The sequence below is a fragment of the Candidatus Poribacteria bacterium genome (assembly GCA_021162805.1).
GTDB lineage: Bacteria > Poribacteria > WGA-4E > B28-G17 > B28-G17 > JAGGXZ01.
This window is the reverse complement of sequence record JAGGXZ010000224.1, coordinates 1-18,129: the sequence shown is the minus strand read 5'-3', so window position 1 is coordinate 18,129 and position 18,129 is coordinate 1. Positions and strand designations below refer to the sequence as shown.

Below are 18,129 nucleotides of genomic sequence, written 5' to 3'. Positions count from 1 at the left end.
GTCAAGCTCCTCCTCATCCGAATTTCCCTCTCAGGTAATTTTCGGTTCTTTCGTCCTTCGGGGCGGTAAACAGCTTTTCGGTTTTATCGAACTCCACCAGCTCTCCCAGCATCAGGAAGGCCGTGTAATCGGCCACTCGGGCCGCCTGCTGGATGTTATGTGTGACGATGACGATCGTGTAGTTCCTCTTAAGCTCCTCTATAAGCTCCTCGAGCTTTGCGGTGGAGATAGGGTCAAGCGCCGACGCCGGCTCATCCATCAGAAGCACCTCCGGCTCGATCGCTATCGCCCTGGCGATACAGAGCCTCTGCTGCTGCCCTCCCGAAAGATCAAACGCCGATGCGTTGAGCTTGTCTTTCACCTCATCCCACAGATTGGCGCTTCTGAGGGCCTTTTCGACCTTATCGGCGATCACCTTTCGATCCTTTACCCCGTGGATCTTCAACCCGAAAGCCACGTTTTCAAAGATGGATTTGGGAAACGGATTGGGTTTCTGAAATACCATTCCGACCCTTTTGCGCAGCTCATATACGTTCGTATCGTCCGAATAGATATCCCGTCCATCCAGCAGCACCCTGCCCTTGACTCTGGCGTTCGGGATCAGGTCGTTCATCCTATTCAGGCATCTCAACAGAGAGGATTTCCCGCAGCCGGATGGCCCGATTATGGCGGTCACCTGATTTTCCTCCACGACGAGATCGATATCCTTAAGCACATGTTCCTGGGCATACCAGAGGTTCAGACCCTCGATGACGATCTTAGGAGCCATTCTCACCACCTCTTAATCTTTACATACCTCGCCCTCAGGTAAAAGGCCATCATATCGAGCGAAAGCACCATCAGCAAAAGCACAAGAGCCGTCCCGAAGGCTATGGGCCTTACGGCCTCTATGTCCTCATGCTGGGTCGATAGCACGAAGAGATGATATGGCAAAGCCATAAATTTTTCAAGTGGCGATCTGGGCAGATGTCTCAGATAGAAGGTGACCCCGGTGAAGAGTATCGGGGCTACCTCGCCTATGGCCCTGGCCATCGCCAGCAGAACCCCTGTGACTATCCCCGTGAGCGAATAGGGAAGGACGTTATGCCATATCGCCTCCCACCTCGTCGCCCCTAAAGCCAACGCCCCCTCCCTGAAAGATGAGGGAACCGATCTTATCGCCTCCTCGCTGGCCGTGATTATCCAGGGAAGGTTCATCAATCCCAAAGTCAAACCCGATGCGAGGACAGATGGGCCGAAGTTGAAGAGTTCCACGAAGACTGCTACGCCGAAGAGACCGTAGACCACAGAGGGTATCCCCGCGAGGCTCCTTATGGAACTGCGAATCAATCTGGTGAGGAGGTTATCCGCGGCATACTCTGAGAGGTATATTCCCGCACCCACCCCGACAGGGGCGGAGAACAGAAGGGAAATCAGGGCCAGATAGAGCGTTCCGATGATGCAGGGGAATATCCCTCCCTCTTTCATCCCCTCTCTGGGAGGCCGGGTGAGGAATTGCCAGCTCAAAACCCCTATTCCGTGGCTCACGAGATAGAAACCTAGGAACAGGGTGAACCCGATCGTGAGGATAAGCGGAAGGCTTAATATGGCGAATCCGATTCTTTCACCTCTCTCCGTCATATCTGAAACCTCGCTCGCTCCCTTTTAAGCATCGATTCGGCTATCAGGTTGGTCATAAGGGCCACGATGAATAGCAGCAGGCCCAGGGCGAACAGGGCATAGAAGTGGGTCGTCCCGAACGGCACCTCACCCAGTTCTATTGCTATCGTCGAGGTTATAGTTCGGACGGGATCGAATGGGGAGAGAGGTATGATTGGAGCGTTGCCGGCGACCATCAATACGGCCATCGTCTCGCCGATCGCTCTTCCGAAGCCTAGCATCAGAGCAGCGATTATACCGGGTTTAGCGGCCGGCAGTATAACCTTCATTGAAGCCTGCCAGTTGTTGGTGCCGAGAGCGAGGGCCGCCTCCCTATAGCTCATGGGAACCGCCCTGAGGGCATCCTCGGAGATAGAGATTATCGTTGGAAGGGCCATCACCCCCAAGAGTATCCCTCCGTTGAGCAGATTCAAACCGGAGTAGACCTTGAATATCTTCGCTATCAAAGGCGAGATAACCGTCAACCCGAAGAAACCTATCACCACTGACGGGAATCCGGCGAGGATCTCGATCAAAGTCCTGACAAACATCCTTACCCTCCCTTTGAGCCTCTCCGATATAAAGAGAGCACTCGCTATGCCGGTCGGAGCGGCTATCGTGAGGGCGATGGCCGTGGTGAAAAGCGATCCGACCGCCAGCGGAACTATCCCATATTTCGGCTCTCCATAGGCCTCCGGATTCCAGACCGTCCCAAGAAAGAACTTCAAGGGGCTGATCTCCTTGAAAGCCCGACCACCGTAAAAGAGAAGCAGACCGAGGATGCCGATCAGAACCGATGCTGCCAGGAGAGCGGAACCGAAGAGAGAGAAGCTGACCAGCCTTTCCTTGACCAGCCTCGTCCTCAATCCTTTCATCGATTCCCCTCTAAAACCCTGAGCTCCTTCGCCTTTTGCTTCTCGGCTATCCTCAAAAACCCGACCTTCTCAACCACTTTTTGTCCCTCATCGCCGATCTCGAACAGGATGAAATCCCTGACCATGCCTTTTGGGACTCCGTTCGTATACTGCTGTAGCGGCCTTATGAGCGGATAATCCTTCGGATCGGGTTTCCTCACGCCGGGTTTAGATGGGGTCAGGAAGAGAAGCGGGGAGAGGTATCTTAACGGCCTGCCCTTTTCCCGTTTTCCGATCTTCAACACCTTGATCCCTTCCGCTCCTTTAACGTATCCCAGCCCGACGTATCCTATACCGGATCTGTCATGCTTGACGGCTTCTACGATCTGAGCATTTCCGGCCATCTGTCGCATTCTAGGGGAGTAATCCCCCCTCAGGACGTGCTCTCTGAAGAAGATGAACGTCCCGGAAGAGGGCTGCCTGCCGTAGAGGTTGATCCTCATCTTCGGCCCGCCTACATCCTTCCAGTTCCTGATCTCACCCCGATATATCGCTCCCAACTGCTCCATCGTGAGTTTATCGACGGGATTTTCGGGATTAACTATGATGGAAAGTCCGTCCATGGCTATGATGAACTCGACGGGGTTAATTCCGCGTTCTTCGGCCCTTTTAATCTCCCCGGGTTTGATCTTCCTGGAGGAGTTAGCTATATCGACCTTGTTGTCGATCAGAGCGGCGATTCCGACGCCCGATCCACCGCCGACGACGGATATCTCCGCGTCAGGATGGCTCTCCATATATCTTTCAGCGAGCTGTTGAACCAGGTTCAGAAGCGTGTCTGAGCCTTTAATCAGGATCTCATCCGCCGATGCGACGGATAAGGCGAACCCGATCACAAGCAGCGAAAACACGAAACCTTTCATCGCAACAACCTCCAAAACGGTTGATCTCCTCGATATTATACAAACCTAAGGTTAAGAATCGGTAAAGACCGGGTTATTTCTCAGTTAAGATACGGTAATGTCGCTTGATCCGTCGGCGGATTTCCCATCCGGAGGGGAACCTTGTCTCGGAAGGAAAGATATGGTATAACCTTCCAAAGCCGTAACGAGGGATGCGGTCCACCGTCCTGATTGGCCTCTGGAACAAGTTAGGGAGGTGAAGATGGAACCCGATCTCCCGGAGGAATTGGAAAAAGCCGTAAGGAAAATCGTGCACGAGATAAACGATACGCTCGGCGCTATCCTCTCGGTCGTTCGATTCCTTCAGCGGGAAAGATCCGAAGATAAGCTGGAGAGGGGTTTGAAGATCATAGAGGAAATAGCCCGGAACGGGATCGAATTCGCCTCAAAGCTGAGGAAGATCATACCGGATGAGCCCCAGGAAAACGAGTTTAAAGAGATAGATCTCATAGGTGTCCTGAGAAAGTTGATCTCCCAGCTACGCTATCCCGATCTGATCGACGCCGAGGTCGTCCTCAACACCGGACCGCTGGAACGCTTAATCGTGAGGGGAAATGGGAGAGAACTTTGCATGGCCTTCGAGGAGATAATCAGAAACGGCCTGGAAGCCATAGACGAAAACGGTATGATCGAGGTGAGGATCAACCGTTGTGGCGATGAGGCGATTGTGGAGTTCATCGATACGGGCTCAGGTATGGAGGAGGAGACGATGGCCCAATCCTTCAAGCCCTTTTTCTCAACGAAAGGTGAAGGACATCTGGGATTAGGACTCAACGTGGCGAGAGGGATCGTGCTTAAGCATGGGGGCCGCATAGAGGTGGAGAGCAGAGTGGGATTGGGGACAAGGGTGAAGATCGCCCTACCGCTTAGTCGCCGTTGAACTCCCTCACCGCCTCAAACATGGCGACGATGTTTTCCGGTTGTATTCGTCCACTTTTTCGGGCTTAAGCCCGATCACCATTCCGTATCGATGAACCTTTTAACCCATATGCGTTCACCTCCCGATTTGGATCGGCACCTCATATCTCTGACCTGTGGATTTATCGATCAGTATGATTTTGTCGCCTATCCTCTTGACGTTGGGCAGTTTTCTCCCAAGGGCATCGATCGCCATCACGTCCCCCACGGCGTTTGAGATAAAGGGGTTAAGCCTGGAGAATCTGACGGCGAAGTCCTCCTTCGAAGTAATCGGTTTGAACTTCGGTGTATGGCAGGTCGAGCAGGTTACGGCCCGTTTCTCCCCGAACATAACCTCATCGCCGAGATGACAGTTAATGCAGCCTAGCTCCCTCACGCATCTGGGTGAGCGACGATGCTCCTCCGACGGTGAGGAATGGCATCTCAGGCAGCGGAATGATGGGATGGCCGTCGTGATCCTATGGCTTCTTCCGATCCCATCCTTTGAATCCCTCATGGCCACATCACCACCTTCATACCTGCCTGAATCGCTCAGATCGTAGTGACATTCAAAACATCTTCTGATCTTTTCGTGCTTGATCGAACCGACTATGTCCTTATGACACGAGCTCCCGCCGCAGCTTTCCTCATCCGATCTCACGAGCCCTTTATGGGCTGCTTTCACATCAAGGGCGAGCCGGTCTCCTCCGTGACAGGCGATACATCCGGTCCTTTCAACAGGGTGATTCGGCGATATCCCCTCCAGGCCGAGATGACATGTCAGACATCTCTCGCTCTCCCCCCTTTCGTTCCTGAACTGTATGATCAACTTCTTACCCCTGGCCGCCATTTCGATCTTCCTTTCAAGAGGGGATCTTTCGGGACGGCTTATCCTAACTTCCCCTTCTCTAAGCTGAGCTCTCATGATCTGGTGATACCTCGACTGGTATCGCTTCCAGGGTTTGAGCTCCTCCTTCAGCAAGGCAGCCGCTACCGAGAGGATCATCAATGTCGATAGGGCGATGGGGATTATTCTCTCCCTCATCCCAGTAACCTCACCGCTGAGAGCCCGATGGCCAAGGCACCGATCAGGGCTGTTACGGCCAGAGGCAGAAAACGGTTAAACCTGTAAAGCTTAGGCGCCAGGAGGAGAAGCCCGAAGGTTAACGCCGGCAGAATCACCCCGCCCACAAGCGATGAGGTATGAAACAGCATCTCCTGTATCCAGAGGAACATCCACGGGGCGTTCGCCTCCTCCGTCGGCGTTCCGTATTCGTGTCTTGCGCCTATGGGTGGGATCAGAAGGAAGGAGAGCGCCAGAAGTATCACCAAGGCGAGGGTCATGTAGATCAGCTCCTGCCCGATCATCCCATAGACCTCCTCATCGTTCTCCCTTCCGGATATCCACCTCAGATATAGGCTCAACCTTCTCCTGGTGCAGGGCCAGCATTTCGAATTCAGGAGGGCGAAGATCAGAAGCGGGATGCCGAAACAGTGCCAGACGAAAAACCTTGTCAGAGCGGGTTGGCCGATATCATCTTCGCCGACCGCCATCCGGTAGAGCTCCCCTCCCACCAGCGGCAGATGCTTGATCAGATTCACGCCCACCGATAGCGCCCAGTACGTGCTTTCATCCCATCTCAAAAGATATCCGGTGAAATCCACGGCCATCACCGCGATCAGGATCAACACGCCCAATCCCCAGCTATAGCTACAGCTCAACCTGAACCTGCCGATGATAGCCATCCTGAGAAGATGCAGCGCGGATGAGATGACCATCAGTTGAGCGGCCCAATAGTGGAGTGATCTGACCAGCCAGCCGAACCGGACGACATAGGTTATATCCTTAACCGATTCGTTGGCATCCTCCACATGTGGGACGTAATAGAAGGCGAGCAGGATTCCGGTGATGACTTGCATTAGAAAGAGGGCGAAGGCAAGCCTGGAGAAGCAGAACCCACCGATCATCTCTTGTTTATCTCACGTCTCATCCGGCGCATTCTCTCCCGCCTTTCCATCTCGTCCTTTATCGAGAGCGCCTCGCGCCGATACGACCGCATCAGGATGCCAAGCCTTTCGGCCTCCTCCTCTTTCCCCTCCTCCCTCAATGTTGCTATCCGCTGATTGAGCACCTCAACTCCCCTTTGGTATCCCATCAGCTTTATGCGCTTGATCTCCATCATATCGACGATCTCGTTTATGGCGTGGCTGTGGTTTATGACCATCTCGATCGCCATCTCCATGCCCGATACGTTCCCATCCTCGGCGCATTTTCTGGCGTATTCCATGTTCTCGCGGATCAACTCCCGTCTTTCCCCCTCGGTTAAGGGGGATTGAGGTTTTTCCCTCCTTCTGCGGAACATAGCATCACCTTAGACATGGATGATGTTTCCTATGCCCTGTTCATCCAGACCGTCATGGGGCCCGGATCTCTATTGGCCCAGGCGTAGTACGGAATGGCGGTTATCCTCACCGGCCTTTCGGTTTGGGAGACAGATCCGATCGGCAGATAGAGCTTGTCCTCCCATATCCCCATCTCAGAGGCGATCCCGTCGCACTTGACCGTCATCACGCCGCCCAATAGATCGGGCCTGAATTCGGCGATGGGTTCGGAATTAACCCTGATCCCGGCACACCAGACGTCGAAGCCCGGATTATCCTCATGCTCCAGACAGAAGATGATCGGTCCCCGCTTGAAGGCTATCCTGTTCCAGCTCGATTCGACCCTGGGATGAGCGGTCAACATCTGAACTCTCATCGGGATCGAAAGCTCGACTTTGTCCCCTTTACGCCATGACCTTTTAAGCTCGAAATATCGGCCCGGCTGGACATCTGAGGCGATCTTCTGACCGTTCACCGAGATATCCGCGCCGTCGCACCAGCCCGGTACCCTCAACATCAGCGAAAATTCGGGTTCGCTTTCAGGCTCGATCGTGATTTCCACTTCGCCATCCCAGGGATACCTTGTCCTCTGGGTCAATCTGATCCTATTCCGGTCGAGCGATATCTCAGCGGTGTTGGAGGCGTAGAGGTGAACCCAGATCCCTCCCTGAGATGTGGAATAGATCTCGCCCGGAACGGCGCCGATGAGCCTGATAATGTTGGGGGGACAACATGCGCAGCCGAACCATCTCTGTCGACGATGTTCCCCTCTATCTGAGAGGGGATTGACGTAGAAGTAGCATTTCCCGTCGAGGGATATGCCCGATAGCGCCCCGTTATAGATCGTCAGCTCCATCACATCAGCGAATTTCTCCTCTCCGCTTGCGAGCAACATTCTCCAGTTCCACATCGCGTTCGCCACGGCGGCGCACGTCTCGGCGTAGGCATGCTCATTGGGCAGTTCGTAATCGCCGCCGAACGCCTCGCCCTGATGTCTTGCCCCGACGCCTCCCGTCACGTACATCCTGCGTTGAGTCATATTGTGCCACAGGCGCTCGAGGGTTTCCATCAGGGCGTTTTCGCCCGTCTCCATATAGATATCGGCCGCGCCGCAGTTGAGGTAGATGGATCTGACGGCATGGCCCACCACCTCGTCTAGCTCCCTGAAGGGTTTATGGTCTATGTGATATGGGCTCCCGCCTATCACGCCTCTTCCGCGCTGATCGACGAAGAACTGTGAGAGCTCCAGATATCTCCGATCGCCGGTCTCCCTGTAGAGCTCTACCAGTGCCATCTCTATCTGCGGATGGCCGGGCGTTCCGGGTCGTTTATCCGGGCCAAAGGTCTCATAGATGTGATCCGCGAATCGTATGGCGACATCCAGCAGTTTCCTCCTGCCGGTTGCCCTGTGATAGGCCACGGCGGCGTGGAACAGATGTCCGGCGCAGTAAAGCTCATGCATATCCCGCAGATTGCTCCATCTCTCCTCCCCCTTCTCAAAGGTGTAGAAGGTGTTCAGGTATCCGTCCTCACGTTGTGCAGCGGCGATCTCGTCTATCACTTTATCGGCCATCTCCTCGATCTTCGGGGCTCTCTCATATGCCAGCGAGTAGGCGCATCCTTCGATCCACTTGTAGACGTCTGAATCGTTGAAGTATATCCCCTTGAACTCGCCCTTGATCTTGCCTGAGGCGCGCCTGAAGTTATCTATCCTGCCTGTCTCCTCCATAAGCTCATACTGCGACGGCAGGGTTACCTCCCTCATCTGACGCAGTCTCGCCGCCCAGAACTCGTCTGTCATCCTCACGGCGCCTATGGGAACCGGCTTAAGCTGCGCCGCGGGGCTTTCAGTTGTATCGACGACGACCGATCTAAGCTCTCCCACCTCTCCCTCCTCATTAGCGTCCGCAGTCGGCAGTCCGCCGTCCGCCGATATTTTACTGCGGACAGCGGACGGTGGACGGCGGACGAATTGGTTTTAAGTAGAGGCTACACTCAAGGGAAATAAGATCGGTTCTATTCCATAATTTTCCTTACAATTCGGATTCTCTCTTCATCATCTCGAGGAATATGTGGCAGTTTATATAGCTGCCATGATATGTCGAACGCGAAGCTTTCACCCTTTTTCGGCCGATGTATAGGGCTTAAAAGCTCAAGCTCGACGTATTTCAGCGGATCAGGGTTGGTGTAGATCTCGATGTTACAACCTCCATCCGGATATTCGGCCTTCGGATAGAAGCTGCAGCGCTGTATGAAGAGCAGGTCGCCATGGAAGGATGCCAGCCATCCCGCGGGTGAATCCGCTCCCACCTTGGTCGCCTTTTCAGGATGACGTCGTATCAGGAGCAGATCTCCGCGTCGAGATCGATATGTCTCCTCCACCTCACCACCGCCGAGCAGCTTGAAACCTTCGGGGAATTCGCTTTTCGGGTTTAAGGGCATAAGCGCCAGATCGGGGGTTTTTATCTGAGTCACGCTCCATATGATCATATTCATCACCGGCGGGCTGAGTTTCTTCACCCTCTGTCTGATCAGCAATCGGGAGCTATCGGATGAGAGACGAAGCTCGCGTATCACCTGAGCGCCGTAGTGAGGGCTTACCGGTGAGGTCAGGCGAATCCCATCCGGCAGGACCTCGAACGAGAAGGTACCTCCGTCGAACGCCTCATCTGGAGGCCATCTCCTTCCCATCACATCGGCCCATTCGTTTTGAGGCGCGGGCCAGACCTTATCGCCGCCGAAATTGGCCCAGACGCCTTTTGGGGCATCCGATCTCAGCTTGCCGCTCCAATCGGGATTATCCCATAACACGTTCTCCCCATCCAGGAAGCGATACAGCATGATACGGCCGATCCGCGGCACCGCTATCACCTCGACGATGCCATTGGTGATCCGACAGGAGTCGGGCCAACCGTGATAGGTCAACCTCTCCACCTTCACCCTAGCGTCAGCCGGAAGGACGAAGGCTATCAGCAACAACATCAAAAGCGGCCTCAGATGCCCCACATACATCCTCATCATCCGATGTCCTTCTCTCTGCCCAACATGCCCTTTATGATCACATCCACTGCCTCATCCTCCCTCAGCCCCCGCGCCATCAGGGTCAGAAGCTGTTTCCTGTCGACGCTTCCTATGGCTGCTTCATGCGTCACCTGGGCGGTGGGATGTGTGACGGTGGCGATCGGAACCATCTTTATCCCTTCCCTCCGAGCACTTTATGTGCATATCTCCTGACGGGTGATCTGGGATCGTCCAGATATCTTCTGACGATCTCCTCTCCCATGGGATCGCCGAACTTCATCAGAACCTGACCGGCGGCGATATCCACGCTCCAACGCATGGAGCTTTCCACGGCGCCTCCGCTGAGTTTAACCGGCATGTCGGGAAGTTCGCTTTGGACGTATTCTCTGATCGGGTCGACGCACGAGGGATCTCCCATCTTGCCAAGGGCCTTTATGAGGAAGGTGGCGGAATGCGGATCTATATCCGGTTCGCGAAGGATATTCGCGAGGTCGGGCGCGGCTTCACTATACCCTATCATCCCCAGAAGTATCGCCGCCGCTATACGCCTGGGAACGGCCCTCGGATCGCTCAGTTCTCTGTGTTCCTCGGTTAAAGCCCGTCTCAGTTCAGGGGCGGCTTCGACACGCCTCAAGATTCCGAGGGCGATGGCGGCGGAGAACCGAAGCTCCTTATCGTCTGATGAGAGAAGCTCAAGAAGCCTGGGAACGGCTTCACCGCCGTATCTCGTGATCTGCCATATCGTTTCGGAGTTATCCTCCTCCGCCAGTTTCCCGATCAGTTCGTTAAGCCCCGGTTTTGGCGAGACGGGTTGTTCCATATAATGGGCTTTATCCAGGACGGTGGGCTCGAGCACCCCGCTTTGCACCAGTATGGCCTGTATTTTCTTGGGATCGAGCTGTCTCGGAGGTATACCCTGCTTGGCCGAAAGCGCCGCTGCTATCCCTGCCGCCTCACCGATGACCTCCATCGTTTTCTGCATCCTCAACGCCATCTGAGCGTCATGATCGGCTGAGATCGCCCTACAGGCGACGATCAAGTTCTCAATCCCTTTAGGCAGGAGCGATCGGTATGGCACATCACATCCTATCTCTTTACCCCATAAGCCCAGGATCGACACCCATATCTGGGCCAGTTCGCTCTCGTTTTCATAATCGACGGCGTGATTGTCGTAATTCGCCCAGCATCGAGCGATGACATCGGGGAACCTCCTATTTTCGATCTGATCCATGAGCGTCAGCACATAATCGCCGATCACCCATCTGCTCTCGCGGACGCCGAGCATGGTGGCGATTTCGATATATCTATCGGATTCCCTGTATCCTTCATCCTTCCACAGGTGTGATCTCGCTTCCAGGAGCGCTTTTGATATATCCCTTATATCCGAAGGATCAAGCCATCCTGCATCGAAGTTAACATATCTCAATCCTTTCTCCTCCAGCTTCACCGGCGGCAACGAGTAGGGCTGTGTGAACCCGTCCGTTTCCCTGCCCACTCTAAACTCCGCCCCGGCCATGGCGGCTATATCCCCATCACCTGTGGCATCCACGATCACCTCAGCCATTATAGCCTTTCGTCCTGATATGTTTTCGACTATAACGCCTCTGACGGTATTTCCCTCCATGATCACGCCCACGGCTAAGGTCTTCAGATAGGTTCTGACCTTCGCCTGACGCGCCATTTCCTGTAGCACGAGTTTCTTGCATTCGGGATGTAAGCCGAAGGATTTGATCTCGAATCTCTCCTGAAGCTTGAGGGTTTTTCTTTCGATCTCAGCCTGCAGTCCGCCTCCTACGCCGTAATAGTATACGTGTACCTTGCCGGCTGTGGCGGTTCCACCGAGGAAAGGATTACTTTCCACAAGCACCACATCGGCCTCTCGCCTCCCGGCGGCGATCGCGGCCGGAACGCCTGCCGTTCCACCACCCACAACCAGCACGTCGGCTTTATCGACGATCTCGATCTCCCTTGAGGGGAGATCGATGGATCGACAGTCATCTCCGATCCATACCGGCTCTCGAACCTCCATCCCTGTTATCCTCCCCTTCGGAGCACGCCAGTTATAAATCTGCCGGTGCTTTCCCCAAGCTGGATAGCGTTTGAAAATTGATACAGGAACGGCTGTATCACCTGATCGACGGAGATATGAGGGCTGCAGACCAGTATACCTCTAAGCCCGCGAGGTCTAAGACATCCATATGGGATATAGAACAATGCGGTCTCCTCGTTCATATCCTCCATATAGGTCACAGCACATCCCACCCCCGGCGGAACGATATGCTCGGCTATAGCTTCATGAAAGGTCACCATATCCTGGCCGACGATCCTGGGGCCGTTGAGGAACAGCGGTTCATCGCTGATCCCCGTGAGCATGGCGTTTTCAAATCCAGGCACGTTTCCCTTCAGATAGTTCATGATCTCGAAAACCTTTCTCATCGAGTTGAAGCTGGCCGTGGAGAAGGATCTGGGATTTGTGGGATTGTATCTGCCGTAAAGGTAGAAGGTGACGATCAGTTCGCCGTTCCAGAGGGTCGGATCGATATAGACTCGATCGTCAGCGAGCTCCATCTCAGAGGGCACCCTGACGACGACGGGCGTTTCCAGAGCGGAGTTATTGACTACGAATGAGCTCCTGACCGTTATAAACTCGTCCTCCCTCTGAAAGCGAGCACCCGCCAAACGGGCGACCACGGCCCCATCTGAGGCATCGACCACCAGATCACACGAGATGATCTGCCTTCCGGATTTATTGGCGATTATGACCCCTTTAACGGCCCCGTCCTCGACAACCGCCCCGCTTGCCTTGGAGAGGAAATAGATCCTTACGAGGGATTCCCGAAGGAGCCTATCCAAAACAAGCTGTAGTATAGAGACATCGATCCTATTCCTCTTATACCCCCCCGCTTCCTGTAATATCCCGATTATCTCCTCCTTTATCGCCGGCGAGAGGACCTTATCGGTTTGGTCCAGAATACAGGAACGGGATGAGACCACCTCCTTACCGAGGTAACTCCTTTCGGCAACCAGGACCGTATCCATCCCTTTCCTCGCTGTGGCCACGGCGGCGGCAACTCCCGAAAGCCCTCCGCCCACGACCACCACGTCGCATTTATCCAACATCGGCAGAGTAACCCTATCCTGAACGATCACATCCACGGTTGTCTCACCCTCCAAGCTTTACACACCGCAAAAGGATACCAAACTTGGGGATACAATGTCAAACGTAAAATGTCGATCATACGGCGTCAGCCGACTGCCAGCGTTGAACGTTATATTCCTCTGCTTCCCCCATCAGGGGAGGGTTTAAATCCCGCTTGAGATCAGGAGATTCAAAATGGATGTTCTGATACGTGGAGGACAGGTGATAGACGGAAGTGGAGGAGAACCCGTGAAGGCCGATCTCCTCATACGGGGAGAGAGGATCGAGAGGATCGGTCGGTTGCCCTCGGAGATCTCGGATAAGGTTCAGACCGTCATAGATGCCACCGGCCTGATCGTCGCCCCCGGGTTCATCGACGCACACGGGCACACGAGCTATGAACTTCTGGTCGAACCCTCGGCGGAGAGCAAGGTCGCCCAGGGTATCACGACCGAGATATCCGGCAACTGCGGTTTCTCGCCCGGACCGCTGCTGATCGAACCCCTCCGGCGTGAACGGGATGATTGGTGTTCCAGATACGGGGTTGAGGTGAGGTGGCGGAAGATCGGGGAATTCCTGGATATACTGGAATCGCAGGGGATAGGATACAACTACGCCACGATGGTCGGTCACGGCGTGATCCGAGCCGATGTCATCGGATATGAGGCGAGATCGCCTAGGGGAGATGAGCTGGACCGCATGGGATACCTACTGGAGGAGGCGCTGGAGCAAGGGGCCATCGGAATGTCGTCAGGGCTCTTCTACCCGCCGGGAAGCTACTCGGAGATCGATGAGCTCTCCTCGCTCTGTCGGATACTGCAAAGGTTCGACGGGGTCTACGCCACTCATATACGAGACGAGGGGGATAACCTGATCGAATCGGTTCAGGAGGCCATCGAAACGATCCGAGATTCGGAGGTCCCCCTTCAGATCTCCCATCATAAAGCCACCAGGAAACGCAACTGGGGGAAGGTGAGACGGACGCTTCACATGATCGAAGAGGCCAACGCTCAGGGGCTGGATGTCTCATGCGATCAGTATCCGTATACTGCCGGGGCCACCTCACTCAAGATGCTGATACCGAAATGGGCTCATGAAGGCGGAGACGAACGGCTGCTCCAGCGGCTCGGCGAGCCCGATGCCCTGGAGAGGATCCGATCATACCTGGAGGATCTGTATCCGACACGGGATGAATGGCATACCGTCATGGTTTCTGAGGTCGTCAGCGAGGAGCTTAAAGGGTTTGAAGGCAAAAGATTGGATGAGGTGGCCGATGAGTTGAACACCTCTCCCTTTGACGCCCTGATACATCTGTTGCGCCGGGACAAGGTTCGAACCTCCATGATCACCTTCCTCATGTGTGAGGATGACGTGATCGAGGTGATGCGGTTCCCGATGACGATGTTCGGGACGGACGGATCGGTGAAGGGGTTCAGGGGGAAGCTCAAGGTCGGCAAGCCACATCCGCGCTGTTTCGGAACCTTCCCTCGCATACTGGGAAGATATGTCCGTCAGGGCGGTGTGATGGATCTGCCGGAGGCGATCAGACGGATGACCTCCCTCCCTGCCAGGAAATTCCGTCTGAAGGGAAGAGGATTGATACGGCCGGGGTATTTCGCCGATATCGTGATATTCGATCCCGATCGCATCATCGACAGGGGAACATACGAAAATCCCCAACAGAAGCCGGAGGGAATCCATCATGTTCTGGTGAACGGGACGCCCGTGATTCTAAACGGCGTCCTCACGGGGGCGCTTCCGGGAAAGGTGCTGAGATCCAAGTAGTAGGGATAGAGAAAGGAGGAATAAGGTGGAGATTATCCTCATACGGCATGGTGACCCTGACTACGCGAACGATACCTTAACCCCGAAAGGCCACGAGGAGGCGAAACGATTGGCCGAGTTTCTGGCCGATGTGCCCATAGATGCCATCTTTCAGAGCCCGAACGGGCGGGCACGCCATACCTGTCAATATACGGCCAGGATAAAGGGGATTGAACCCGTGACCCTGGAGTGGCTCCGCGAGGTTGGGATCATGAGGGGGGATCTCTATCTGTGGAACGCCCCGGGAACCCTTTTCCTCAGCGGATCGTCGCTGCCGACCTATGAGGACTGCCTCGAACCTCACGGCGCTATGCCCGAGGGGAAGGCGCAGTTCGATCGCGTCTCCAATGGGTTCGATGAGGTCATGAGCTCCTTCGGTTACGTGAAGTCGGGTCATCTCTACCGGGTCGAGAACCCCAGCGACAAGACGATAGCCTTTTTCTCCCATCACGGGGTTATCGTGACCTTGCTGAGCTATCTTCTGCACTGGCCCTTACCTCTGGCCTTCGTTCATTGCACCATCGATCCAACGGGGTTAACTCGGCTGCGGATGGTGGAGCATGATGGCTTCGCCCAACCGAAGATGATCGCATTTAACTGTCTCACCCATTTAGTAGGGGCGAGGCATTCCTCGAATGCCTCGCCCCTACCGGGAAGCTCGGCGGACGGTTGATTTAATTTGCGATTTGTGATAAAATGAAAATTGGAACTCCGAAATGAGATAGAGGCGAAGAGATGAGGATCATATCCCTTATCGTCGTCGTTCTGGCTCTGTTCATCGCCGCATGTGGCGGCGATAAACCCTCCATGTCCCCCACCAGGGAGACGGTACAGTTGAAGGCCGAAGGAGGGACTGTCCGCCTTCAAACCGCCTCCCAGACCGCCCCTTCCCGCGAGAGGGGGAGGATCAGATCCAGGATGGCCAGAAGATCGGGGAACGGAGCCGTTCTGTTGAACCTCTCCACCTCAACCCCGAACTCCCGGCCCGCCAAACCCTATCCCTGGGACATCAACGGCGACGGCGAGGTGAACATATTCGACCTGACGCTGCTGGGCAAGAGCTACGGGAAGGATATCACCGATAAAACCCGATCCTGCGACGTCAACGGCGACGGCAGGATAGATATCTTCGACCTCGCCCTCGTGGGCAGACATTACGGGGAGAAGATAACGTATCCCAAAGCGAAGATCGTCCTGAGAAGAGGCAAGAAGACGCTCTACGACGAAGACCTCGGCCTGACGCCTCAGAAACTGAAGCTCTACACGGGCGAGGAGATCCTGATCGACGGATCGGGATCGAAAGGGGATCTCGTGGATTTCAAATGGGATGTGGACGGCGACGGAGCTGTCGATTCACATGATCCCACTCTGACGAGAAAATTGACGAAGGTCGGCAGGGATACCATATCGCTTGAGGTGGTCGATAAGAACGGCTTCGCCGATCGCAAGGAACTGGAGCTTGAGGTGCTGGACGGCACCCCGGTTATAAATAAACTGAGCTGGAAGGCAGAGGGCGTCACCCTTCCCGTTAAGGTCGAACTATCCGCCCAGGTAAGCGATCCCGACGATAACCTGTTAAACGTAGCATGGGATATAGACGGAGATGGAAAGGCGGATTATACGGGAATTAAGGTGGAAGCCGCGTTCGATAAATACGGCAAACAGAAGGTTATCGCCACGGTGAAGGATCCGCACGGCCTATCAAGCAGTAAGAGCCTGGAGTTCGAGTTAAAGGGTAGTGCACCGAAGATAGAGTTAAGTATAGAAGGGATAAAGGAAGAGATGTATACACCATACACTCTTACCCTAGTTCCAAAGGTAGTAGATAGTGGTAGTGGCAAGATAAAAGAAGTGAGATTTGATTTTGAGGGAGATGGTAAGATAGATTTAGTTAGTAAAGAGGTAAAGCCAGTAGAACATGAGTATAGGAAGGCAGGTAAATTAAGTCCCACTATAATAGTAAGTAATAGCTCAGGTTTAGAGAGTAAGATAAGTAAAGAAATAGAGCTAAAGGATGGCAGTCCGCAAGTTTTAGGGATTTACATAGGCCCTAAAGAAATAGCCCCCCCGTAGAATTTTTAGGTCCAATAGCTTTTAGGTTTAATAATGTTGTGGACCCAAATAATTCAAAAGATGAGTTAGAAGTAAAGGTGTATATAGATGGTAAAGAGTATAAATATTACAATGTTTCTTGGAAGACTTATGTTGGTAGATTTAATATACTTACAGTAGGTCCAAAAATAAAATATCCAGGACGTTATAATATAAAAAGGTAGTAATAACAGATCCCACAGGATTAAGTTATACTGCAGAAAGAGAGGGTGTATTAAAAGGCTACACCTTTTCAGGGATAGTAAAAGACATGTTCAAAGAGATTCCCTTAGATAATGTATATGTAAAATTAATGCGGTTAAATGAAAATGCGATGGGTAGTATAAAGAGTTTACTTAACCGAGCACCAGAAAGGATAGTAGGAGAAAGATTTTACACATATAAAGCACATACAGATTCCTCAGGGGAGTTTAGTATAAATTTATTTGGTGGTAGTTATGTATATGTATTTTCCAAGGATGGCTATATAACTCATGGAGGATGGATACTAATAGATGAAGACCTAAGATGGTATATGCCCTTAGCCTCAGAAGAGGATATAGATGTACAGTACTTAGGTTTATACAGGACAGGAGTAGGTACAGGCTGGTGGACTTTAGGAGGTAGTCAACGCTTTTGGGAGCCAGGAGACACTATTTTCACAAAAGGTAGAATAGTAAACTATTACATAGTAAAAGACGGGAGTGGTCTAGGCATACCCCAGATAGCAAAGATACCGCAGGCAATGATAGATATAACTAAGAGGATAATAGAGGAAGATATTCCTAAAGCCACAAATGGTTATATAAAGCCAGTAGTTCATGTAGGAGTGAATCCACCAACCAAGAAGATATCAAAAAGTAAATACGATGCTCATCTGACACCACTCGAGAATTGGGTTATAATATACAGCACAGGGATGCCAGTTTCAGGATTAGGAGGAATATTCTATGATTGGGATGGAGATTATACAACTGCTGATGCAGGTGATGTTGAATATCAACCAAATTTACCAGGATCTGATAGGATACATTTCCTTAACGAACTTGCTACAGAGGAGTTGTTTCAGACACTTATTACGAACCAGGACCCACCAAATGTTGGCTTACCAGAGGACAGGTTTGGGCCTGATGGAAGGATTTCAGATAGATTTATGAAGAGGCTAAGGTTTTTCTACTGAGAATTCCCGGAAGCTATGAGATGGTTCATCGAAGGCTTGACAAATAAGAAGAAAAAAGGTTTCCTTGTAGGAGGGGGCGATGAAAATGCTACCTACCTACAAGGAGACCAAAATGCTACTGACATTTCCCAAGATCTGGAG

At 53.2% G+C, this 18,129-nt stretch carries 17 protein-coding genes; 5 read left to right on the top strand and 12 right to left on the bottom strand.

The genetic code is table 11. The features are described from left to right. Nucleotides 1–13: 13 nt before the first annotated feature. Genes pstB through J7M22_18355 form a run of 4 tightly spaced genes read right to left on the bottom strand, consistent with a single transcriptional unit; the run spans nt 14 to nt 3,415 of the window. Entirely contained in the window at nt 14–769 is a 756-nt protein-coding gene (pstB, locus tag J7M22_18370) for a phosphate ABC transporter ATP-binding protein (protein MCD6508572.1), read from the bottom strand. Between the two features lie 2 nt (nt 770–771). After that, on the bottom strand, nt 772–1,620 hold the full coding sequence (pstA, locus tag J7M22_18365) for a phosphate ABC transporter permease PstA (GenBank protein MCD6508571.1): 849 nt from the start codon (nt 1,618–1,620) through the stop codon (nt 772–774). Beyond that, the gene (pstC, locus tag J7M22_18360; GenBank protein MCD6508570.1) at nt 1,617–2,513 is read right to left on the bottom strand and encodes a phosphate ABC transporter permease subunit PstC; all 897 of its coding nucleotides are present in this window, start codon (nt 2,511–2,513) and stop codon (nt 1,617–1,619) included. Before pstC ends, pstA begins: the two co-directional genes overlap by 4 nt. Continuing rightward, nucleotides 2,510–3,415: a PstS family phosphate ABC transporter substrate-binding protein gene (locus J7M22_18355; GenBank protein ID MCD6508569.1), complete on the bottom strand. Its 906-nt coding sequence runs from the start codon at nt 3,413–3,415 to the stop codon at nt 2,510–2,512. Before J7M22_18355 ends, pstC begins: the two co-directional genes overlap by 4 nt. Nucleotides 3,416–3,656: 241 nt before the next feature. On the opposite strand from J7M22_18355, the gene J7M22_18350 reads away from it, so the two are divergent. Beyond that, complete coding sequence (locus J7M22_18350; protein MCD6508568.1) at nt 3,657–4,334, top strand: HAMP domain-containing histidine kinase; 678 nt, start codon at nt 3,657–3,659, stop codon at nt 4,332–4,334. Between the two features lie 114 nt (nt 4,335–4,448). Here the strand turns inward: J7M22_18350 and J7M22_18345 are convergent, their stop codons facing one another. The 8 genes from J7M22_18345 to J7M22_18310 form a co-directional block, all read right to left on the bottom strand. Continuing rightward, nucleotides 4,449–5,396: a hypothetical protein gene (locus tag J7M22_18345; protein MCD6508567.1), complete on the bottom strand. Its 948-nt coding sequence runs from the start codon at nt 5,394–5,396 to the stop codon at nt 4,449–4,451. Then, nucleotides 5,393–6,319, bottom strand: a complete 927-nt coding sequence (locus J7M22_18340) for a cytochrome b N-terminal domain-containing protein (protein ID MCD6508566.1) — start codon at nt 6,317–6,319, stop codon at nt 5,393–5,395. The genes J7M22_18345 and J7M22_18340 overlap by 4 nt, the downstream gene beginning before the upstream one ends. Further along, the gene (locus tag J7M22_18335; protein ID MCD6508565.1) at nt 6,316–6,714 is read right to left on the bottom strand and encodes a hypothetical protein; all 399 of its coding nucleotides are present in this window, start codon (nt 6,712–6,714) and stop codon (nt 6,316–6,318) included. The genes J7M22_18340 and J7M22_18335 overlap by 4 nt, the downstream gene beginning before the upstream one ends. Nucleotides 6,715–6,743: 29 nt before the next feature. Further along, complete coding sequence (locus J7M22_18330) at nt 6,744–8,534, bottom strand: glycoside hydrolase family 127 protein (GenBank protein ID MCD6508564.1); 1,791 nt, start codon at nt 8,532–8,534, stop codon at nt 6,744–6,746. Between the two features lie 215 nt (nt 8,535–8,749). Continuing rightward, nucleotides 8,750–9,754, bottom strand: coding sequence for a DUF4380 domain-containing protein (locus tag J7M22_18325; protein ID MCD6508563.1), 1,005 nt, complete (start codon nt 9,752–9,754; stop codon nt 8,750–8,752). Beyond that, nucleotides 9,751–9,924: a SufD family Fe-S cluster assembly protein gene (locus J7M22_18320; protein MCD6508562.1), complete on the bottom strand. Its 174-nt coding sequence runs from the start codon at nt 9,922–9,924 to the stop codon at nt 9,751–9,753. Before J7M22_18320 ends, J7M22_18325 begins: the two co-directional genes overlap by 4 nt. 2 nt (nt 9,925–9,926) lie before the next feature. Beyond that, nucleotides 9,927–11,783, bottom strand: coding sequence for an FAD-dependent oxidoreductase (locus J7M22_18315; protein MCD6508561.1), 1,857 nt, complete (start codon nt 11,781–11,783; stop codon nt 9,927–9,929). 5 nt (nt 11,784–11,788) lie between these two features. Beyond that, nucleotides 11,789–12,910, bottom strand: a complete 1,122-nt coding sequence (locus J7M22_18310; protein ID MCD6508560.1) for an FAD-dependent oxidoreductase — start codon at nt 12,908–12,910, stop codon at nt 11,789–11,791. Between the two features lie 178 nt (nt 12,911–13,088). Here J7M22_18310 and J7M22_18305 point away from each other — a divergent pair, with 178 nt between their 5' ends. From J7M22_18305 to J7M22_18290, 4 genes are all read left to right on the top strand, one after another. Beyond that, nucleotides 13,089–14,678, top strand: a complete 1,590-nt coding sequence (locus J7M22_18305; protein MCD6508559.1) for a D-aminoacylase — start codon at nt 13,089–13,091, stop codon at nt 14,676–14,678. A 25-nt stretch (nt 14,679–14,703) separates the two neighbouring features. Further along, the gene (locus J7M22_18300; GenBank protein ID MCD6508558.1) at nt 14,704–15,390 is read left to right on the top strand and encodes a histidine phosphatase family protein; all 687 of its coding nucleotides are present in this window, start codon (nt 14,704–14,706) and stop codon (nt 15,388–15,390) included. Nucleotides 15,391–15,452: 62 nt separating this feature from the next. Then, on the top strand, nt 15,453–16,790 hold the full coding sequence (locus J7M22_18295; GenBank protein MCD6508557.1) for a hypothetical protein: 1,338 nt from the start codon (nt 15,453–15,455) through the stop codon (nt 16,788–16,790). Between the two features lie 289 nt (nt 16,791–17,079). Beyond that, the gene (locus tag J7M22_18290; protein ID MCD6508556.1) at nt 17,080–17,988 is read left to right on the top strand and encodes a hypothetical protein; all 909 of its coding nucleotides are present in this window, start codon (nt 17,080–17,082) and stop codon (nt 17,986–17,988) included. Nucleotides 17,989–18,129 lie beyond the last annotated feature (141 nt).